The sequence below is a fragment of the Giesbergeria sinuosa genome, from assembly GCF_042652905.1.
GTDB lineage: Bacteria > Pseudomonadota > Gammaproteobacteria > Burkholderiales > Burkholderiaceae_C > Simplicispira > Simplicispira sinuosa.
On record NZ_JBHSHJ010000001.1, the window covers coordinates 211,864 to 232,375 of the forward strand.

A 20,512-nucleotide genomic window follows, 5' to 3' on the forward strand; every position below is an offset into this window, starting at 1 on the left:
ACCCGGTAGTCACCGGAGTAGACAATGGTTTCCAGATCGGTGACGGTCGCAGTCATTGGCTAGTCGTAGGTGGCAGCACTGGCCAGTGCTTGGCCTTGGCTGTCTTTGGCGGACAACAGGGGGCTCATACCAATATCGGGCCAAGTGATAGCCAGATCGGGGTCGTCCCAGGCAATGCAACGCTCGTGTGCTGGGGCGTAGTAATCGGTGGTTTTGTACAAAAACTCGGCACTGTCGCTCAGTACCAAGAAGCCGTGGGCAAAACCCGGCGGCACCCACAGCTGGCGGTGGTTGTCGGCGCTGAGTTCGGCCCCTACCCATTGACCAAAGGTGGGTGAGCTTTTGCGGATATCGACGGCCACATCAAACACGGCCCCTTGCACCACACGCACCAATTTGCCTTGGGCTTGCTCGATTTGGTAATGCAGGCCACGCAGCACACCCTTGGCGCTGCGGCTGTGGTTGTCTTGCACAAAGGCGTGGTCGGTGCCGGTGGCCTCGTTGAAGGCGCGCTGGTTGAAGCTTTCGTAAAAAAAGCCGCGTGCATCGCCAAACACTTTGGGTTCAATGAGCACAACTTCGGGGATACGCAGACGGGTGGCTTGCATGGCGTGGAACCTTAATAAACTTTTTCTTGCAACAGGCGCAGCAAATACTGGCCGTAGCCATTTTTGCGCAGCGGCTGTGCCAGTTGTTCTAGTTGGGCGGCGTCAATCCAGCCGTGGCGCCAAGCGATTTCTTCGGGGCAGGCGATTTTGAGGCCTTGGCGGCGCTCCAGCGTGGCAATGAATTGGCCTGCATCGAGCAAGCTATCGTGCGTGCCAGTGTCTAGCCAAGCATAGCCCCGGCCCATGATCTCGACGCTGAGCTGGCTTTGTTCGAGGTACAGGCGGTTGAGGTCGGTGATCTCTAACTCGCCGCGTGGCGAGGGTTGCAGGTGCTTGGCCAGCTCGACCACTTGGTTGTCGTAAAAATACAGGCCCGTGACGGCGTAGTTGGATTTGGGGGCTGTGGGCTTTTCTTCCAACGACAGCACCTTGCCGCTGGCATCAAACTCGGCCACACCATAACGCTCAGGGTCGTGTACATGGTAGGCAAACACGCTTGCGCCCTCGGTGCGGGCATGGGCGCGTGCCAGCAGGTGGTGGAAGTCGTGGCCGTAAAAAATGTTGTCGCCCAGCACCAAGGCGCTGGGGCTGTTGCCCACAAATTGCTCACCAATGATGAAGGCTTGGGCCAGCCCATCGGGGCTGGGTTGCACGGCGTATTGCAGGTTGACACCCCATTGGCTGCCATCGCCCAACAGTTGCTCAAAGCGTGGGGTGTCTTGTGGCGTGCTGATGAGCAGGATGTCACGAATGCCCGCCAGCATCAGGGTGCTGAGGGGGTAGTAAACCATGGGTTTGTCGTACACCGGCAGCAGTTGTTTGCTGATGGACAGGGTAGCGGGGTGCAGCCGGGTGCCGGAGCCTCCGGCGAGGATGATGCCTTTGCGTGCGGTCATGGTGTGGGGCTTGGTTTAGAGGATTTCGGCCAACATGCGGGCTACGCCTTGTTGCCAGTGCGGCAAGTGCAGACCAAAGGTGTCTTGGAGCTTGCGGGTGCTCAGGCGCGAGTTGTGCGGGCGCGTGGCTGGGGTGGGGAAGGCGCTGGTGGGCACGGGGGCCACTTCGGTGGTTTGGATGGGCAATGCGGGGGCCAATTGCCGCGCCTGTTCAATGACAAATTGGGCGTATTGGTTCCAATTGGTCTCTCCAGCGGCCACGCAGTGGTACAGGCCACCATCTTGGGGGCGCTGTTGCAAGTGGCGGATGGCATGGGCCGTGACATCGGCCAGCAGGTCAGCCCCCGTGGGTGCGCCCCATTGGTCGTTAATCACGGTCAGACGGTCGCGCTCTTGCGCTAAACGCAGCATGGTTTTGGCAAAGTTGCCGCCACGGGCGGCATAGACCCAACTGGTGCGCAAAATCAGATGCTGGCAACCCGATTGTTGGATGAGCTGTTCGCCTTCGAGTTTGGTGCGGCCATACACGCTCAAGGGGCCAGTGGCATCTTGCTCTGTCCACGGGCGGTTGCCACTGCCATCAAAGACGTAATCGGTGCTGTAGTGAATCAGCCATGCCCCCAGTTGTGCGGCCTCTTGGGCCAGCACGCCGGGGGTGGTGGCGTTGAGCAGCCGGGCCAGTTCGGGTTCGCTCTCGGCCTTATCGACGGCGGTATGGGCTGCTGCATTGACGATGACATCCGGGCGCAGTGCGCGCACGGTGTCGGCAATACCCGCTGGGTGGCTAAAGTTGCCGCAGTGTTCGGTGCTGTCGTGGTCTAGGGCCGTGACTTGGCCCAATACCGACAGGCTGCGTTGCAGCTCCCAGCCCACTTGGCCGCCTTTGCCCAGAAGAAGAATGTTCATACGGCGTCCTGGCTCGTGTATTGCTTGCTCACCCAGTCGCGGTAAGCGCCGGTTTGCACGTTGGCCACCCAGTCAGCATTGTCCAAGTACCAGGCCACGGTTTTGCGGATGCCGGTGTCGAAGGTTTCGGCGGGCTTCCAACCCAGTTCACGTTCGATTTTGCGCGCATCAATGGCGTAGCGCCGGTCGTGGCCGGGGCGGTCTTGCACGTAGGTGATTTGGCTGGCGTAGCTTTGACCATCGGCGCGTGGGCGCAGCTCGTCCAGCAGCGCGCAAACGGTGTTGACAATCTCGATGTTGGGCTTTTCGTTCCAGCCGCCCACGTTGTAGGTTTGGCCCAGTTGCCCGGCCTCTAGCACGCGGCGGATGGCGCTGCAATGGTCTTTGACATACAGCCAGTCGCGCACTTGCATTCCGTCGCCATACACCGGCAGGTTCTTGCCCGCCAGCGCATTGACGATCATCAGCGGAATCAGTTTTTCGGGGAAATGGTAGGGGCCGTAGTTGTTGGAGCAGTTGGTGGTGAGCACCGGTAGGCCGTAGGTGTGGTGCCAGGCGCGCACCAAGTGGTCGCTGGCGGCTTTGCTGGCCGAATACGGGCTATTGGGCTCGTAAGTGTGCTCTTCGGTAAAGGGGGGGGCGTCTTTGCTCAGGGTGCCATAGACTTCGTCGGTACTCACATGCAAAAAGCGGAACGCCGCTTTGCTGTCGGTGGGCAGTGCCTGCCAGTAGTGGCGCACAGCCTCTAGCAGCCTGAAGGTGCCCACCATGTTGGTTTGGATAAAGTCTTCGGGGCCGTGGATGGAGCGGTCTACATGGCTTTCGGCCGCAAAGTTGACCACCGCACGCGGCTGGTATTGCGCCAGCAGTTGCGCCAGCAAGGCACTATCGCCAATATCACCCTGTACGAAGATGTGCCGTGCATCGCCTTGCAGGCTGGACAGGTTGTTGAGGTTGCCCGCGTAGGTGAGCTTGTCGAGGTTGACCACAGGCTCGTTGCTGCCCGCCAGCCAATCGAGGACGAAGTTGGCGCCAATAAAGCCTGCGCCGCCGGTGACAAGAATCATGGTGTAAATCGAATTGGTAAATGCCAAACGGCGAAGCCGGGGATTATCGTATTTTCAGGGCTTTGAGGCACGACAGACCCAGAGCGCGCTAGTGGGCCGTTTGTAAGCCCGCATGATCTTCGGTAAAGCAAGAAACGCGGTTGCGGCCCTGAGATTTAGCCAGATACATGGCCTGATCAGCCTGCTGCTGGATGGCCAACATGGTCTGGGCGTTGTGCTGATTGCGGGCCACGCCAATGCTGGCGGTGATGCGGATGTGCTGCTCGGCGCCAATAGCGGGCATCAGGTTTTGGATGGTTTGGCGCAGGGTTTCGGCCAATCGGCTGGCGCTGTCCAGGTCGGTATGGGGCAGAAAAATGGAAAACTCTTCGCCGCCAATGCGCCCCAGTGCATCGCTGGCCCGTATGCCTTGTTGCAGGGCAGAGGCCACAGCTTGCAGCACCAGGTCTCCGGCAGCATGGCCATAGGTGTCGTTGATGGATTTAAAGTGATCCAGATCGACAAACAGCACGGTATACGGGGTGCCTTGGCGTTTGGCCAGCTCGATCAGTTGGTCGCAAGTGGCATAGTAGGCGCGGGCATTGAGCACGCCAGTCAGGGGGTCGTGGGTGGCCATGTGTAGCACCCGTTCGTAGGATTGGCGCATGCGTACAAAGTACGAGATAGAGCGGGCGCCATAGAAGTGGAAAAAAACGCCCGTATAGGCAATGCAATGCTGGTCAGCAAGGTGGCTAAGGCGTTGGGAGAGTAAGGCACGGCCAGATAGCTGTTGCCCCAGGCCAGCCCAACCAGCGTTAACCCAGTGATGAAGGTACCGGCCCGCTGTCCGAGCAGAATGTAGACGCCGGGAATGTTGGTCATGAACCACAGCACGCGCAGTTCATCTTCTGACACAAAGACCAATGCCGAGACGTATTCCAGCAGGCAGATGGTCTCGTACGCCACGGCCACGGGCAAGAATCTTTCTTTGTGGCTGCGCAGCAACCACCACAGCACCAACGAGAACAGGGTAAACAGCAACATCGAGCGCACATGCAGTGGGGCAATGCGGTTGATGCTGGATTGATCGCCCACGATGAGCAAGCCTGTGCAGATGGCCCCAGACAGCAACACGATGATCAGGAAACGGAAGCGGAATTCGTCAAATTCTTCACTGTCCTGAAAGCTGACCTGTCCAAAAATCCAGTGTTGCAGTAAAGCTCCCACGGCGCTTCTCCTTGGTGTTGGGTCTTTTGGTGCCAATCACAGGAGCTTACAGCTTGTTACGTCTCGTGGGTGATTTCCCAGTGTTGCTTTGGGTTTTGGCACGCGGCGGGGTTAGTCGCGGGTGACGCGCAGTACCTCTTCGCGGGTGGTGGTGCCTGCGGCAATCAGGCGTTCGCCATCGTCGCGCATCAAGGCCATGCCGCTGGCGATGGCTGCAGCGCGAATATCGGCCTCGGCGGCACGTTGGTGGATTTGGGCACGAATGGTCTCGGTGGTGGTGAGCAATTCAAATACCCCCGTACGGCCTTGGTAGCCAGTATGGCCGCAGGCGTCGCAGCCCTTGCCCGTGCAATGCGTGCACAGTTTGCGCACCAACCGTTGTGCCAGTACCCCCAACAAGGAGGAACTGAGCAAAAACGGCTCTACGCCCATATCAGTGAGGCGGGTCACAGCACTGGCTGCATCGTTGGTGTGCAAAGTAGCCAACACCAAATGCCCGGTGAGCGAGGCTTGGATGGCGATTTGTGCGGTTTCAAAATCGCGAATCTCGCCAATCATGATGACATCGGGGTCTTGGCGCAAGATGGCGCGCAAGGCTTTGGCAAAGGTCAGGTCGATTTTGCTATTGACCTGGGTTTGGCCGATGCCGGGCAATTCGTACTCGATGGGGTCTTCCACCGTCATGATGTTGCTTTGGCTGGCATCGAGCCGCGACAACGCCGCATACAGGGTGGTGGTCTTGCCCGAGCCGGTGGGGCCAGTGACCAAAATAATGCCGTGCGGTTGGGCAATGAGCTGCTCAAAGCGGGCCAGCACCTCGCCTTGCATTCCTACGGCTTCTAGGCTGATTTTTTCGCTGGTTTTGTCTAGCAGGCGCAGCACGGCACGCTCGCCGTGGGCGCTGGGCAGGGTAGAGACGCGCACATCAATGGCCCGCGTGCCCAAACGCAGGCTGATGCGGCCATCTTGCGGCAGGCGTTTTTCTGAAATATCCAGATCGGCCATGATTTTTAGGCGCGAAATCAGGGCGGCGTGCAGGGCGCGATTGGGTTGCACCACTTCGCGCAGCGTGCCATCGACACGAAAGCGCACACTGCTGTGGCGTTCATAAGGCTCAATGTGGATGTCGCTGGCCCCATCGCGGGCGGCTTGGGTGAGCAGGGCATTGAGCATCCGAATGATGGGGGCATCATCGGCGGTCTCGAGCAAGTCCTCCACCGCAGGCAACTCTTGCATCATGCGCGACAGGTCGGCATCGCTTTCTACTTCACTGACCACAGTAGCGGCACTGGACTCGCTTTGGGCATAGGCGCTGCTGATACGTTGGGCCAGTATCGAGGCATCTACGGCTTGCAGTTGTACGGCGGGGTATTTGCGGAGCACTTCAGACAGGGCTGACACATCCGGGGTTGGGCTGTGGCAGAGCAGCAGTTGCTGGCCGTCATCTTGCAGCAGCAGCTGCACGGTGCGGGCAAAGGCATAGGGCAGAGGGTAGCGCATGGCCATGTTTTACAGGGCGCCTGCGGGGCGGGGCGTGGCATTGCCACGGCTGGGGGCCGGGGCTGGGGGCGTCAGTGCGGGCAGCACAGGGGCTTCAGAGACTGAGCGCAGGACAGCATTGGGGCTAGGCTGTGTGGCCTGTTGTAGCGCGCGAATGGCTTCGTAGCGGTCTACCATCAGGGCGTCGCTGGCCGCTGCATCCCGGATGACCTGTGGGCGCAAAAACACCATCAGGTTGGTTTTTTTGCGTGAGCGGTTCTCGCTGCGAAAGAAGTGTCCCACCATAGGCAGGTCGCCCAGCAGGGGGACTTTGTCTTCGGCTTGGGCATAGCTGTCTTCGAGCAAGCCGCCAATGACGATGATGCTGCCGTCTTCCACCAGCACGTTGGACTCAATCGAACGTTTGCTGGTGGTAGGGCCGTTGGTGTCTTTCAGGGTGGCGGTGTCGATTTTTGACACTTCTTGGTAGATGGACAGCTTGACGGTGCCGTTTTCGTTGATTTGTGGGCGCACCCGCAGCATCAGGCCCACGTCTTTGCGCTCTACGGTGGTGAAAGGGTTGACGGTGCTGGTGCCGGTGGTGTTGGCATAGGAGCCGGTGACAAAGGGCACGTTGTTGCCAATGACGATACGGGCCTCCTCGTTGTCCAGCGTCATCAGGTTGGGGGTGGACAGCACGTTGGCATCGCCACTGTTTTGCAGAAAATTAGCCAAGGCACCGAGGTAATACTGACCATTGGTACGTGGCGCCAAGGCCAAGTTCAGCCCCTTGCCCAGCGATGACAAGGCGGTGGCGTCGCCATTGGCGATGCCAGCGGTCATGCTCAAGATGTTGGCACCGGCATTGCCTGAGTTGGTGCCAATCACGCCCACGGTGCCATCGCCGCTCTTGCCCAGTACGCCTTGCCACTGGATGCCAAATTCGGCCATTTTGTTGGCGGCTACTTCCACGATCAGGCTCTCCACCAGCACTTGCGCTCGGCGGCCATCGAGCTGGTCGATGACGGTGCGCAACTGGCGGTACAGAGGCTCTGGTGCCGTGATGACCAACGAGTTGGTGGTGGGGTCGGCCTGAATGATGCCTCCGGTGGAGGGCTGGTTGCTGTTGGCGTTGTTGCCCAGGTTGGCACTGGTGCTCAAGCCGCTGCCACTGAGGCCGGTGTTGCTGCCCAAACCGGTGCTTGGCAGGCTGGCATTGTTGCTACTGCTGGGGGCAGATGTGGGTGCGCCGCTGCCCAAAGTGGCGGCCAGTGCGGCGCGCAGAGTCACGGCCAGTTTGCTGGCATCGGCGTTTTTCAGGTAAACGACATGGATATTGCCTGAGGCGGCGCTGCTGCCCGGCAGTGCAGGCTGGTCGAGCTTGGCTACCAGCGCCCGCACCTGGGTAACACGGGCGGGGTTGGCCGCGCGCAAAATCAAGGCATTGCTGCGTGGCTCAGGCAGGACGGTGGTTTTGAAGGCGGTATCGCTCACGCCGGCTGTTGTGGCATTGGCACCACCGCTGCTTTGGCCTGAATCTATCAATCGGGTTACCAAGGGGGCCAAATCGGTGGCTACGGCATGGCGTAAGGGAATGATTTCTACATCGCTGGCGTTGGACACATCCATCGCGGCAATGATTTTGGCCAAGCGTTGCAGGTTGTCGGCGTAGTCGGTGATGATGAGGGAGTTGCTGCCTGGATTGATGTTGATGGTGTTGTTCGGGCTGATCAGTGGGCGCAACACGGGCACCAGGTTGTTGGCACTTTCGTAGTGGAGACGGAAAATTTGCGTCATGATTTGCCCGCCCGCCGGGCTGGAGCGTCCGTCACGCGCCACACTCACTTGGCCGCCTTGTAACTTGGCATCGGCCTCGGGCACGATTTTGTACAACCCGGCAGCTTCCACCACGGTGTAGCCTTGCAGCCGCAGCGCAGCCAAAAATTGCTCAAAGGCGGCTGCTGGGCTGACTGGGCGTTCGGTGACCAGATTGATCTGCCCTTTCACGCGCGGATCAACCACTACGTTGCGCCCGGTAATGGTGGCCAGGGTGCGGGCCACGGCTTCGATATCGGCCCCAGCAAAGTTGAACGTGACTGGCTCGCCGGGGCGCACGCTGGTGGTGCTGGGGCTGAGGCTGTTTTGCGCATGGACGGGGCTGCCTGAATGCAGCAATAAGGCGCTGGCCAGTAGGGCTTGAATGGCAGTCCGCAGGGGGGGATGGGCGAGGGAGTGCATACAGTATTCGGAATCAACCCAGAGTGATGAGGGCGCTTGCGCCACGGCGGCGCCCCAGAAGGTTCAGGAGGTTGGACAGCGCCGCTTCACGGCCAGGGCTGGCGCTGGCTTGTCCGCTAAAGCGCAGGCGCTCACCCACCCATTGGCCGTTGCCACTGAGTTGCAGCTCGCCTTGCAGGGTGCGCACGGTCAGGTGGGGGGTGCCCTCCTGAGCTTGGAGGGTCATGCGGTAGCTGCCCAAGGGATGCAACGTAGACAGCCGTGAGGACAGGGCCAGTGCATCTAACTGTGCCTGACCTTGTAACCGCAGGCGTCCAGCCGTCCATTGGGCTTGCAGGCCTTGGGTGCTTAGTGCCAGTTGACCTTCCAGTTGCACGGTGTTCCAAGGGGTGCCCAGCCCTGCCAACACTGCGGTGGGCCATTGGCTGTGGCTATCGGCCAGTGCAATGCTGGCGCCTTGGTGGTTGGGTTGCACATGCACCGCCAGCGGGGCCGTAGTGCAGCATGAAGCATGGATGTTGGCATGCAGACCGTCCCAGCGCAGATGCCATTGCCAGTGCAGCCGCCCCGGCAGGCTGGCGCGGTCTTGGCTGGCAGCACCGCCAGTCACGACCAATTGTGCCGAGCCATCCCAGATGGTACCGCGTGTTTGGAGCAGCTGCACCCGTTGTGCGCTGGCCTGTGCTACCCCCCAGGCCAGCCAGTGTGCCGGTGCAAAGGCCAGCACGGCCACACTGGCACCCAGCACTACGCCAGACACCGCCCAGCCCCAAGGGGGGCGGGGCAGGGGGGGGGTAGAGCGGTGGTGGAGGGCAGAGCGCAAAGAGGTTCTCACAGCAGCAGATGCAAAAAGGGGCGTACCTTGTCAACGCACAGGCAGAGCCAGCACCAGTGTGCCATCCCAGCGGAGACTGCCGTGGCTGGTGTTGCGCACCAACCGGGCTTCTTGGGTGGTGGCATGGGCATTGGCACGGGCCTGTGCTAGCCACGGGGCCAGAGCTGTGGCGGGTGTGCCTTGCAAAGTGAGGGTGGCACGGTCGCCCGTGATCTGGAGGCGGGCGCTGCTGCCCAGATGTTCGGCCACCGAGGCATGCAGTGCGCGGGCAGCAGCATCCGGGGGTAAGCGCGGGGCATTTTGCAGTTGGTGGGCCTCGGCCTGCCATGCTTGCATGGCCTGCCACTGGGTGTCCAGTCGGGCATGGCGGTCTGGAGCGGTGCGCAGTGTTTCTAGGGCAGGTGCCAAGGCCAGCCACCACAGCAAGGCCAGTGCGACCAAGGCAGCGGCAGCACGCAGTAAATGCTGCTCACGCGGGGCCAGTGCTTGCCAGCGGGCCTGCCATGCACCAGAGGGGGGGGATGATGATGGGGCGCTCATGGGGTGTTGACTGTGCGTACCACCAGGGTGTCACCCTCGGTGTCGAGGCGGTGACCACTGGCACGCAATGTTTGCATGGCTTGGGCTTGTTCGGCGGGGCTGAGCGCGCCACCTTGCAAGCGCAACTGACCAGGACTGTAGTCGATGCTGCGCGCTTGCCAGTGGGGGGGCAAAGCGTTGGCACTGTGGGCCAGCAGGGGTTCCAAGTCGCGGGAAGACAAGCTGCCCGTAGCTTGGCGTAGCAGCGCCAATTCCCGTTCCATTTGGACGGGGGCATCTACCACCACCTGCACCCGTGGAAAGGTTTGTGTGAGTACAGCCCGCACTTGGGCTTGTTTGGCGGCCAGTGTTTGGCGCTCTTGCCAAGCCCAGGCGTTCAGGCCCACCAGATGCACTGCTGCCAGCAACCCCAGTGCCCAGCGTGCTGCCCGCCATTGGGGTGCCCCTGACCAAGCCCCCAGCACGGCGGCCGCTTTGCGCAGCAGACGGGTACGGCCTGTGCTGGCCAGATCAAACTGTGCCAGGTTCCAACCATTGCCCAAAGCATTGAGCGCCCGCGCACTGGCCGTTTGGAGTTGCACGGGTTGGCCCAGAGCCTGTTCTGCCAGCGCGGCTACCGCAGGTTCTGCATAGATGACTGGGGCGCTGGGGTTGTCTGTGGGTGCAGGGTGAGGCATCAACGCCAAGGCCGATGCACACAGTGGCAATAGCAAGACACTGTGGTCAGGGCCGCAGCGCGGCAGCAGCAGGCGAACGTCTTCGGGGGTGCCCAAGACTTGCACGGCGGTGGGGGTGGCATCGGTGCCAGGGGCGCATTCTGGTACAACCCGTGCAGCGGGTAGACCCGCATTTTCTAGGGTTTGCAGGTGAGCGCGTAGCCAAGCACGGTCACAAATGGCCACCCAGACGGCAGTGCCGACACGGGTTTCTGGCGCTAGGGCAAAGTGCAGGTGTGCTGGCTCGTCCAGTAGGCGTTCTTCTAGCAGTCCTTCAAGAATTGCCCGCAGGCGAGGGGTTGCAAGGCCCACTCCTTGGGGCAGGACAACCCGTTGCCACGACAGCGCCTGCGCAGGCACCAAGGCCACAGTTTCACCCGTGGCCCGTTTAGGGCGGGGCAGCAAGGCCAAGGCGGCGCTGGCATGGCTGCTGACGCTGTGCCCGTCGCTGCTCAGTGTGTAGCGGTATTCGGTGGCAGGTCCTGGCGGGGCCAGTGGCAGGTGGAGGATCAGGGTGCTCATGGATGGGTCTGGCGGGCCATTGTAGGGGTGTAGGCTAGCGGGCTGGCAACTGAGGCGTGCTGGGAGGTGGGGGCGTCAAGGCACCCCGTTCGCGCCACAGGGTACGCACATCGCGGCCTTGGCGGTAGACGATGGAACGCTCCTGCACTGTCACATCGCCCAAGCGCAGGCGGCCATACACTTCAAAATACTGCGAGCGCACATCGTGCAGCGACTCTTTGATTTGCACGTTTTGGCCCAGCAGGGCGCGGGCATCTTCCAAGCTGCGCAGGTGCTGGGTTTGACGGGCAGCCAGCAGCCGGTTGGCACCGGCTTGGTCTAATCCTTCTATGCTGGCCAACAGCACTTCGGCGCTGGCAGTGTTGAGGTTGACTTTGCTGCGCTGGGGCAACAGCGTGGTGTAGGGCGACAACAGGGCCACTGTGGCTGGCGCAAGCCCCAGCCAGCCCAACTGGGCGGACGTGGGTGGGCGCAAGGGGGCATTGGCGCCATCGGGGTGGTGGGCTTGCAGCAGGGCTTGGGCCATGGTTTCGAGTTCAGCCTGCGGCAGACCTAAACGGGTAAACAGCCGTTCAAATTGGGCTTGGGCTTCTGGTTGTAGGCGAACGCCATCGAGCAGATTGCTCAGGTTGAGGCGGGCTTGCAAGTCCAGAATCTGGCCCGACAAAAACGCATCGGTGGTATCAATGCTGGCATCCTCGAGCTGCGAAACATTCTTTTCTGCGGCCAAAAAGGTGCTCAGTCGTGCTTCTTGCAGCGGCACCGCCCAAGGTTCGGCCAAGTGGTCAACACCGCTGGCAGCGTTGTAGTCTTCTATCAGTATCAGGCGCGACCAGTCCAGCGCGCCTACCAGTATCCAGGCCGATTGCACCCGCGCACGTTCGGCGGTTTCAATCTCGATGCTGCGCCATTGCTGCCACATGGCGGCTGCAGCAAAGGTGGCTACCAGCGTCACGGTCAGCATGGCCGCCAACAGAGCAGCGCCATGCTGGCGACAGCAGCAAAATCCTGGGCCCCTCAACTTTTACCTCCACCTTGCAGGGGTTGCACCCAGTCGCGGGTAATGGGCCCGGCCAGCCCTTGACCGGGAGGCAGTTCCAGTTGCAAGCGGATACCGTCGGGCACGGTGACGCTGGCGGTGCTTGCACCTTCGGCAGGGCTGCCGCTGCTAGAGAGGGGGTTGCTCCAGGTGTCGCCCCGGTAATAGAACAGTTGCCAGCCCGCCAGAGGCAACAGCACTGTCTCGTGGCGGCGCTCTGCCTCGCCGGGGGTACGCGCCCACATGGCAGCCTGTTGCCAGGTTTGCTGCCACTGTGCGCGTGTGCGCACGGGGTTGGATTGCCAGCGCAACCATTGATCACTGCCCTGCACATTGCGCCGTGCCCAGGCCACGACCAATGCGCCTTGGTCTGGTGTGGTGTTGCTGCGGCGCGTGAGGCGCAAAACCTGACCATCCCAGTCCAGCGGTGTGGTGTAGGGCAGGGTGACCAGCGCATCCAGATCGGCCCCCCACTGAGCCAGGGCGGTTTGCAACACCAGCAATTGCTCACTGCGTTCATGGGTGTGTTGCTGCGTTCGCACCATGCCGTCTATGCCGCGCCAACTCATGATCGCCAGCAAGGCCATCATGGCCAGAGCCACCAGCAATTCCACCAGCGTAAAGCCATGCGCCAACGCGCGGGTGGTTGTGGGCACAGAGGTGTAGGGAGGGAGCATCAGCATCAACGACGGCCCACAATGGTGCTCAGACGCAGCACAGGGGTGCTGCCATCCAGCACTTGGGCATCCACGCGGCGGAAGGTGGGGTTGGGCGTGGGCCGTACCGCAACAGCCACAGTCAACGTGCGTCCGGCTTGCTCACACGATTGGGTGCTGTCGCCAATGGCGGGCATTTGGCGCGACAGCCGGGTTTTGACCAGTTCATTTTCTGCACACAACTGGGCCAGCAGAATGTCAGATTGGCGCTGTGCATTGCGTGTGAGCGCCGAGCTGGCCTGTAGCCCAGCCATCAGGGCAACGGCCACAATAGCCAGAGCCACCAACACTTCCACGAGTGTGAAGCCAGATGCGTGGGCCAACTGTGCTGGCATGGTGTGCTGCCTCATGGGGTGGTGGTCTGTACGGCAAAGGGGCGCAGGCCATCGGTAGCGATGCGCAGGGCGCTTTGTGGTGCCTCTGTATTGACCAAGGTGATGCCCTGTGGGGCAATGAGTGGTTCTGGCCCCAGCAGCAGCTGGTCATCCCCGCGCACATGGGTGCTGGCCGACAGCCATTGGCTGGGCAGTTGGTTCTCGGGCAGTCCTTCAAACCGAAAGCCTCCAGCCATGCTTTGCCAGCGCACTGGCACCCCGCTGGCGCGCGACTGCGCCCGGCCTGCTTCCAACAGTGCGGCCAGACGGGCACCCTCGCGCTCCAGTGTGGCATTGGCGTTGTCGCGCAGGGCCAGCGAGGCACCTGCCGTAGCTACCGCAATGATGCTGATCACCACCAACAACTCCAGCAGCGAGAACCCGTGGTGGCGTTGGCGCAGTGTGCGGTCTACAGGCAACACAGGCATGGCGGGCGGATTATTGCCAGCTGCCGATATCTGCATCCTTGCCTTCACCACCCGATTGACCATCTGCACCAAAAGACATCACATCGATCTCACCTTTGATTCCGGGGTTGAGGTATTGGTACGGGCGGCCCCAGGGGTCGTTGGGGAGCTTTTCCAGATAGGGCTTCCAGTTGGGGGGCTGTGGCCCCGCCGTGGGTTTGGTGACCAAGGCTTGCAAGCCCTGTTCGGCGGTGGGGTAGCGCAGGTTATCGAGCTTATAGAGCTTCAGCGCCTGTACGACGTTGGTGACATCGGTGCGGGCGGCGGTGGTGCGCGCATCGTCTGCACGGTCTAGCACATTGGGCACGATCAGTGCTGCCAGCACACCGATGATCACTAGCACGACCATCAGTTCAATCAGGGTGAAGCCACGATGGCGGTGGCTGCGTGCAGTACGGGCAAAGTCAAGGAGGTGCATCGTTATCCAGAAGAAAGACGGTCGCTGAAGCGGCTGAATGATAATCCTGCGATGGTGACAACTACAGACACCGGTTGGGGCGTGCGCCTGACCACTTTGGCACTTTGGGCCTTGGCAGCGGCCAGTGTGGCCTATTGGGGGCTGCGCCTGTCGGCACCGTTGGGGGGGGGCGTGCCTGCGGTGACAGCCACCCCACCTTCCGCGCCCGATACAGCCGCTATCTCCCGCTTACTTGGTGGAGGTGCAGTCTCGGCAGCTGTTCCACAGACGCCACAGACCCCCGCCCCCACCACAGGGCGGCTGGCGCTGGTGGGCGTGTTGGCCGGGCATAGCAGTGGTTCAGGGGCTGCACTGATTGCGGTGGATGGGCAGTCGGCCAAGCCCTTTCGTGTGGGTGTGCAGGTGGCCGATGGCTTGGTGTTGCAGGCATTAGAGCCGCGCCAAGCACGCTTGGGAGCCACCGCCACCGGGCCGACTACCTTGACGCTGGATATGCCACTGCGCCGCTGAGTGCGCTCAGTCCAGTGGCCAGTGAGTCCAGTCGCCCAGTGCTGGGGCAGCTATTGGCCACTGGTCTGCGTTTGGAAGGGTGTGGGCTGGCGCTTGCAGTAGCCACTGCACACAGCGAGCCACCCCCGCGTGCGTGAGCCAGAGGATGTCGCTTTGCTCTTGCCGTGCGGTGCGGTGGGCCTGTTGCAAGGCGGCAGCTACCCGCATCAGCATACCTTGCAGGTGCTCACCCCCGCCGGGGCGGTGGGTGGCAAAAGAGGCCACCCACAGGTCGATATCTGCACGGGCAATGTGTTCCCAAGCGCGGCCTTCCCAGGCACCAAAATCCATCTCTTGCAGGCGTGCATCAGGCTGGCTGTGCAGGTCGGGCCGCCACATTTGCAGGGCATCTGCCAGTTGGGCACAGCGTTGCAGTGGTGAGTGCCATACCCTGAGGCGTATGGGCAGGGCGTGGGCCAGCCGTTGTGCGGCTTGTGCGGTGGCCTGCGTATCGGCAGGCATATCCAGCACACCGTAGCAATGGCCGGGGGCCACCAAGGGTTGCGCATGGCGGGCAATCCATAAGCGTTGGTGGCTTGTCACCACCGGCTTCCTTGGGCCAGTGGCCCCAAGGCCAAGGCGGCCCCCAGATAGAACCCTGCCTCGCCCAGCTGCTGCACGGCCCCTAGGCCGTCACCCGTAAAACCTTGTAGGCGCTGGGCCAGGCGGCGGGCCATGTGTCCAGCGGCCAGGGCACTGCACAGCACCGCCATCGCCACAAAGAGCACAGACTGCATTTGCCACACCAAGCCCAGCGGAGCCAAGCACCAAAGGCCTGCCGCTGCCAAGGCGGCATTGCTGATTTGGTCGGCCAACGGCTTGCTTTTTGATTGGGCTGTATCTCCCACATGGGGCAAGCAGCGTACCAGCCACAGCGGCCACCAGCGTGACAGCACATGCCCACCCACCAATGCTGCCACGGCAGCCCCCAAACTGTGCGTCCCCAACAGTGCCAACAAGCAGCACTTGGCCAGCAAACCCAGCACCAAAGCCATCGCGCCAAAGGCGCCAATGCGCGAGTCCTTCATGATGTCCAGCGCGCGTTCACGGTCGTAGCTGCCGCCCAAGCCATCGGCCACATCGGCCAAGCCATCTTCGTGAAAGCCACCTGTGAGCAACACGGTGGCAATCGTGCAGCCCACCGCTGCTACGGCAGCGCCAAAAGGATGGGCACCTAGCCCAAGGTGCAGTGCTGCATAGGTGAGGGCGGCCACAGTAGCTACCAGCCAGCCCACACCAGGAAAATGCGCACTGCTGGCGCGCAGCATGGTTGGGCTAAACCCTACCCAATCGGCCAGCCGCCCAGTGACAGGAATACGCGTAAAAAACTGCACGGCCAGCAAATAGTGGCGAATGGCTTGCATAAGAGGGAGCAACTTTAAAGATGGATGGTGTTGCGGCCCGATTGCTTGGCGCGGTACATCGCGTCATCGGCTTGCTTGAGGATTTCTGTCTGGCGTTGGGCATCTTGTCCGGTAAACAGGGTCAAACCCATGCTGCATGAACAATGGTGTTCAATTGTGGTTGCAGGGGTGCCTTGCTCGGGAGCCACTGTCAGTAGATAAGGCAAGGCTAGCGCAGTGCGTATTTTTTCTGCCACGGCCAAGGCTTGGGCCAATGCCACTGGGGCATCAGCGTCCAAATCACCAATCACCACCACAAACTCATCCCCGCCCAGACGCGCTACCGTATCTACTTCGCGGATGCTGGCATTGAGTCGTCGGGCCACTTCGATCAATAGCAGATCGCCGGTGGCATGGCCGTGGGTGTCGTTCAGGGGCTTGAAATTGTCCAAATCCAACAGCATCAGGGCGCCGTGCAATCCGGTGCGGCGGCTACTGGTCAAGGCCAGTGCCAGCCTATCGTCCAACAGGCGTCGGTTGGGCAGTCGCGTCAGGCTGTCCCGATAGGCCAGATTGCGAATTTGCTCTTCAGCCATCGTTTTTTCGATCGAGATGCTGGCCAGCCGTGCGGCTTGTTCGATCAGGGTAATGTCGGCATCACTGGGGTGGTATTTGTGGCGGTGGTAAATGCCGAAGGCACCCAAAATTTGGTGCGAGCCAGAGCGAATGGGCTGTGACCAACAGGCACCCAGCCCCGCCTGAGCGGCCAACACCTTGAAGGGTGCCCAGTAGGGATGGGTGGCAATATCTTCTACCACCACCCGTTCCCCAGTAAATGCTGCCGTGCCGCACGAGCCCATACCCATCCCCACAGCCAGTCCATGCAGGGCCGTGTTGTAAAAGTCGGGCAAGCTAGGGGCAATGCAACGGGCCACACGTTTGCCCGTGTCATCGAGCAGCAAGATGCTGCACACCTTGTCTGGATGCAAGGCCTCAATGCCCAAGACAATCGCTTGCAAAATGGGATCTAGCTTCGTGCCACCTGCCAACATTTCCAAAATGCGGCCATGAAAATGCCGGTAGTCATCGCGTTCTTTGCGCTCTGAAATGTCGCGGGTGATGCCCAGCAGCCCCAAAAACTCGCCATCGGCGTTTTGTACTCCGTTGGTCGTCACCTCAGTCCAAACCGTGCTGCCATCTTTACAGGGTTGTTCCAACTCTGCACGCAACTCTGGAATGGGCAACCCCGCCTTGGCGGCTGCTTGGCTTTTGTGCAGGGCGTCCAGTACCACGGGCACCCCCTCGGGCATCAATGCCTCCTGCAAGGATTGCTGCATCACTTCGGCACTGGTATAGCCCCGCAATTTGGCCACCGAAGGGCTGACATAGGTGAAGTGCCCTTGCGCATCCAACGTCCAGATCACATCGTGGGCGTTCTCGGCTAGCAGCCGGTATTGCGCTTCGCGCACCTTCAGTGCTTCTTCTATCTGCTTGCGCTGTGAAATGTCGACGATGAGCCCCAGCATCCCGCCATCTTGCCCTGGCACCAGATCGAAGGTGCATCGTTGGTACAACACCGTACGCATGACCCCATCGCAGAAGGCCAGGTCAATTTCTTCGGTGGTTTGCCCGCCTTGGGCCATCAATGCTCGGTCGGCCGCTTGAAAGGCTTCACGGGTTGCTGGTGGTAGAAAGTCCAGATCTAGCACCGTTTTGCCAATAAAGTCTGCGCGTGCAATACCAAATGCTTCTTCGTAGGCACGGTTGCAGGCCGTGAAGACGGTGTGGGTGTCTTTGATGAAAATCGGGTTGGGCAGTGCATCAATGAATGCTGAGAACAGCCGCAACTGCTTTTCCAGATCGGACTTTTGCTGCGCTATCCCGCTCAGTAGGTGGTTAAAACTTTGAATCAACAAACCAATTTCATCATGGCGCTCCACCGGCAAGGGTTGGGGCGTTTGGGCCAGTGATGACATGTGGGCCAACGTTTGGGCCGTGTCAGACAATCGAGACAACTCCCGCCGCAGCAACCACCAAGTCAGAGCACCGGCCAGCACAGTCAACAACAGTGCCGCCATGACCATACGGTGTTGCATGGCAAGAATAGGCGCAAAGGCCTCTGCCGCAGAGATAGAGGCAGAAATGCCCCAGTCCACCGCGGTCAGGCGCTTGACGGAATTGAGCACCTCCACCCCTGCGGGGTTGATATAAACCTGAGAGCCTTCAAAACCATTGACAAAACGGTCAATGGCCGGAATTTGACCTTGTGGTCGCAGCGGTTGCAAGATGCGCTCGGTTTTGGTGGATGCAATGATCAGCCGTTCTTGCCGATCGACCAGAAAATAACTTCCGGTCTTGCCATAGGCGCTCTGGGTCAGCTCATCAAGGAACCCGGTCTTGCGCAGCGCAATCACCCCCGCCAGAGTGCCAAGATTGCGTCCTGTGGCATCCCGAATGGGCGCCGCAATACCAATCACTGGCACGGCCAGCCGTTTGTCCAGGACGGGGGTGCCAATTTGGGTATGCCCCTCCTGCAAGGCGACGGCCACCGCTTTGCGATCCATAAAATTGACGCCAATGCGCCCCAAAGAGGGCGGCACTTCTGCAATTGCGGTGCCACGGCTGTCGGTAATGAGCACGCCACCACTGAACAAGGTTTGCAACAGGGGACGACTATTGAGCAGGTGCTGCAATGCGGCGGGCTGCTCCATTGCCTGGGGGTCTATGCTGTTGGCAATCGTCTCTAATGCCTTGATGCGCTCATTCAGGTGGGCATCAATGGCCCTTGCAATAAAAGACACCACCGAAAATTGCTGGTCACTCAATTGACGTTGCATATCTTCGCGCAGCATGTGGCTAGCGTAGAACGTCAGCGACCACAGACTGGTCATAAAAATCACCAGCGTGAACAAAGTGATGCGGGTCTTGAGCGAACCGGCGGGTCGGATTTTGGACGGCATGTGCTGTGGTAGCTACCAGCGCATGCAGTCCAAGCGCCGGTGGGGAGTGGTGGCCTTCTTCTTCAATCGGCAGCCGGGGCTTGCAGAAACAAGCGGTAAGCTGGATTGTCTGTCTCTTCCACATAAGGGTAGCCTAAGGTGGACAGGAAGGCTGCAAAAGCCTCGCTATCCCCTGGGGGCACTTGGATGCCTACCAAGATACGGCCATAGTCTGCCCCCTGATTGCGGTAATGGAACAGAGAAATATTCCAGCTCGGCTGCATCAGGCTCAAAAATTTGAGCAAGGCACCGGGCCGCTCTGGAAACACAAAGCGCAGCAGCCGCTCATCTTGTGCCAAGGCAGAATGGCCGCCCACTAAATGGCGCAGGTGCTCCTTGGCCAGATCATCATGTGTCAGATCCAGCGCCCCAAACCCGTGTTGACTAAACGCCTGCGCCAGTTGGGCCGACTCGCCTTTGCCATGCGTGGTCACGCCCACAAACACATGGGCACGGGCAGCATCGCTGATACGGTAGTTGAATTCAGTCACATTGCGCTGCCCACCGGGCAAGCTGCCAATAATTTCGCAAAAGCGTCTGAAGCTGCCACGTTCTTCCGGAATACTCACGGCCAGCAGGGCTTCTCGCTCTTCGCCTACCTCGGCCCGCTCGGCCACAAAGCGCAGGCGGTCAAAATTCATGTTGGCACCACACAAAATAGCGGCGTAAGTCTCGCCCTCGGTGTGGTGGGTAGCGACATACTGCTTGACAGCCGCTACAGCCAAGGCACCCGCAGGCTCCACAATGCTGCGTGTGTCGACAAAAATATCCTTGATAGCTGCGCACACAGCATCCGTATCGACCGTGATGAACTCATCCACCAAGCCTTGTGTGATGCGGAAGGTCTCTTCGCCCACCAGCTTCACGGCGGTGCCATCAGAGAACAAACCCACGTCGGGCAATGTGACCCGGCTGCCCGTGGCTACCGATTGCACCATGGCGTTGGAGTCGTTCATTTGCACGCCGATCACCTTGATCTCAGGGCGCAAAGCCTTGATGTAGTTGGCTACACCTGCAATCAGGCCGCCGCCGCCAATGGCGACAAACACCGCGTCGAGGCGGTTGCTGCCCAGCTTTTGCAATTGGCGCAAAATCTCCATAGCGATGGTGCCCTGTCCGGCAATCACATCGGGGTCGTCAAAAGGATGGACAAAGGTCAGACCTTGTTCCTTTTCCAGTTTCACCGAATGGGCATAGGCATCGGAATAGCTCTCGCCAGCCAATACCACCTCGCCGCCCAGGGCTTGTACAGCGTCAATCTTGAGCTGTGGCGTGGTGGTGGGCATCACAATCACCGCCCGTGCGCCCAGTTTGCGTGCGCTCATGGCGACCCCTTGGGCATGGTTGCCTGCCGAAGCGCAAATCACCCCTCGTTCCAATTGGCCTGGAGTCAGGTGGGCCATTTTGTTGTAGGCCCCGCGCAGCTTGAAGCTGAACACGGGCTGTTGGTCTTCGCGCTTGAGCAGCACCTTATTGCCTAGGCGTTGGCTCAGGGTGCGGGCCACTTGCAGATCGGTTTCAACCGCCACGTCATAAACACGGGCAGTCAAGATTTTTTTCAGATAGTCCAGGGGAGAAAGTGGGTCGGTCATGG

At 60.6% G+C, this 20,512-nt stretch carries 21 protein-coding genes; 1 reads left to right on the top strand and 20 read right to left on the bottom strand.

Features of this window, described 5'->3' with window-relative positions; all coding sequences use genetic code 11:
• Window positions 1-59 precede the first annotated feature (59 nt).
• The 16 genes from rfbC to gspG form a co-directional block, all read right to left on the bottom strand.
• Window positions 60-608: a dTDP-4-dehydrorhamnose 3,5-epimerase gene (rfbC, locus tag ACFO6X_RS00890; protein WP_382429111.1), complete on the bottom strand. Its 549-nt coding sequence runs from the start codon at window positions 606-608 to the stop codon at window positions 60-62.
• Between the two features lie 11 nt (window positions 609-619).
• Complete coding sequence (gene rfbA, locus ACFO6X_RS00895; protein ID WP_382429113.1) at window positions 620-1,504, bottom strand: glucose-1-phosphate thymidylyltransferase RfbA; 885 nt, start codon at window positions 1,502-1,504, stop codon at window positions 620-622.
• A 15-nt stretch (window positions 1,505-1,519) separates the two neighbouring features.
• On the bottom strand, window positions 1,520-2,410 hold the full coding sequence (gene rfbD, locus ACFO6X_RS00900; protein ID WP_382429115.1) for a dTDP-4-dehydrorhamnose reductase: 891 nt from the start codon (window positions 2,408-2,410) through the stop codon (window positions 1,520-1,522).
• On the bottom strand, window positions 2,407-3,477 hold the full coding sequence (gene rfbB, locus ACFO6X_RS00905; protein ID WP_382429117.1) for a dTDP-glucose 4,6-dehydratase: 1,071 nt from the start codon (window positions 3,475-3,477) through the stop codon (window positions 2,407-2,409). Before rfbB ends, rfbD begins: the two co-directional genes overlap by 4 nt.
• 88 nt (window positions 3,478-3,565) lie before the next feature.
• Window positions 3,566-4,123 (bottom strand): GGDEF domain-containing protein, encoded by a 558-nt coding sequence (locus ACFO6X_RS00910; protein WP_382429119.1) that lies wholly within the window; start codon window positions 4,121-4,123, stop codon window positions 3,566-3,568.
• Window positions 4,072-4,683: a hypothetical protein gene (locus ACFO6X_RS00915; RefSeq protein WP_382429121.1), complete on the bottom strand. Its 612-nt coding sequence runs from the start codon at window positions 4,681-4,683 to the stop codon at window positions 4,072-4,074. Before ACFO6X_RS00915 ends, ACFO6X_RS00910 begins: the two co-directional genes overlap by 52 nt.
• A 111-nt stretch (window positions 4,684-4,794) precedes the next feature.
• Complete coding sequence (locus ACFO6X_RS00920) at window positions 4,795-6,183, bottom strand: GspE/PulE family protein (protein WP_382429123.1); 1,389 nt, start codon at window positions 6,181-6,183, stop codon at window positions 4,795-4,797.
• A 9-nt stretch (window positions 6,184-6,192) separates the two neighbouring features.
• Entirely contained in the window at window positions 6,193-8,400 is a 2,208-nt protein-coding gene (gene gspD / locus ACFO6X_RS00925) for a type II secretion system secretin GspD (protein ID WP_382429125.1), read from the bottom strand.
• A gap of 13 nt (window positions 8,401-8,413) precedes the next feature.
• Entirely contained in the window at window positions 8,414-9,223 is an 810-nt protein-coding gene (gene gspN / locus ACFO6X_RS00930; protein ID WP_382429127.1) for a type II secretion system protein N, read from the bottom strand.
• Window positions 9,224-9,265: 42 nt separating this feature from the next.
• Window positions 9,266-9,775, bottom strand: a complete 510-nt coding sequence (gene gspM / locus ACFO6X_RS00935; RefSeq protein WP_382429129.1) for a type II secretion system protein GspM — start codon at window positions 9,773-9,775, stop codon at window positions 9,266-9,268.
• Window positions 9,772-11,013, bottom strand: coding sequence for a type II secretion system protein GspL (gene gspL / locus ACFO6X_RS00940; protein ID WP_382429131.1), 1,242 nt, complete (start codon window positions 11,011-11,013; stop codon window positions 9,772-9,774). Before gspL ends, gspM begins: the two co-directional genes overlap by 4 nt.
• A 34-nt stretch (window positions 11,014-11,047) precedes the next feature.
• Entirely contained in the window at window positions 11,048-12,034 is a 987-nt protein-coding gene (gspK, locus tag ACFO6X_RS00945; RefSeq protein WP_382429133.1) for a type II secretion system minor pseudopilin GspK, read from the bottom strand.
• A complete protein-coding gene (locus ACFO6X_RS00950) occupies window positions 12,031-12,735 on the bottom strand; it encodes a PulJ/GspJ family protein (RefSeq protein ID WP_382429135.1) in 705 nt (234 codons plus the stop codon). The genes gspK and ACFO6X_RS00950 overlap by 4 nt, the downstream gene beginning before the upstream one ends.
• Window positions 12,735-13,103 (bottom strand): type II secretion system minor pseudopilin GspI, encoded by a 369-nt coding sequence (gspI, locus tag ACFO6X_RS00955; protein ID WP_382429137.1) that lies wholly within the window; start codon window positions 13,101-13,103, stop codon window positions 12,735-12,737. Before gspI ends, ACFO6X_RS00950 begins: the two co-directional genes overlap by 1 nt.
• An 11-nt stretch (window positions 13,104-13,114) precedes the next feature.
• The gene (locus ACFO6X_RS00960) at window positions 13,115-13,570 is read right to left on the bottom strand and encodes a prepilin-type N-terminal cleavage/methylation domain-containing protein (protein WP_382429139.1); all 456 of its coding nucleotides are present in this window, start codon (window positions 13,568-13,570) and stop codon (window positions 13,115-13,117) included.
• Window positions 13,571-13,580: 10 nt separating this feature from the next.
• Window positions 13,581-14,027, bottom strand: a complete 447-nt coding sequence (gene gspG, locus ACFO6X_RS00965) for a type II secretion system major pseudopilin GspG (protein ID WP_382429141.1) — start codon at window positions 14,025-14,027, stop codon at window positions 13,581-13,583.
• Between the two features lie 51 nt (window positions 14,028-14,078).
• On the opposite strand from gspG, the gene ACFO6X_RS00970 reads away from it, so the two are divergent.
• On the top strand, window positions 14,079-14,537 hold the full coding sequence (locus ACFO6X_RS00970) for a type II secretion system protein N (protein WP_382429143.1): 459 nt from the start codon (window positions 14,079-14,081) through the stop codon (window positions 14,535-14,537).
• A gap of 6 nt (window positions 14,538-14,543) precedes the next feature.
• Here the strand turns inward: ACFO6X_RS00970 and ACFO6X_RS00975 are convergent, their stop codons facing one another.
• The 4 genes from ACFO6X_RS00975 to ilvA all read right to left on the bottom strand — a co-directional run bounded on the left by ACFO6X_RS00975 (window position 14,544) and on the right by ilvA (window position 20,510).
• A complete protein-coding gene (locus ACFO6X_RS00975; protein WP_382429145.1) occupies window positions 14,544-15,119 on the bottom strand; it encodes a histidine phosphatase family protein in 576 nt (191 codons plus the stop codon).
• Window positions 15,116-15,940 carry an adenosylcobinamide-GDP ribazoletransferase gene (locus ACFO6X_RS00980; protein WP_382429147.1) on the bottom strand — a complete coding sequence of 275 codons (825 nt, stop codon included), beginning with the start codon at window positions 15,938-15,940 and terminating at the stop codon, window positions 15,116-15,118. Before ACFO6X_RS00980 ends, ACFO6X_RS00975 begins: the two co-directional genes overlap by 4 nt.
• 14 nt (window positions 15,941-15,954) lie before the next feature.
• The gene (locus tag ACFO6X_RS00985; protein ID WP_382429149.1) at window positions 15,955-18,879 is read right to left on the bottom strand and encodes a sensor domain-containing diguanylate cyclase; all 2,925 of its coding nucleotides are present in this window, start codon (window positions 18,877-18,879) and stop codon (window positions 15,955-15,957) included.
• Window positions 18,880-18,941: 62 nt separating this feature from the next.
• Window positions 18,942-20,510, bottom strand: coding sequence for a threonine ammonia-lyase, biosynthetic (ilvA, locus tag ACFO6X_RS00990; RefSeq protein WP_382429151.1), 1,569 nt, complete (start codon window positions 20,508-20,510; stop codon window positions 18,942-18,944).
• Window positions 20,511-20,512: the final 2 nt, after the last annotated feature.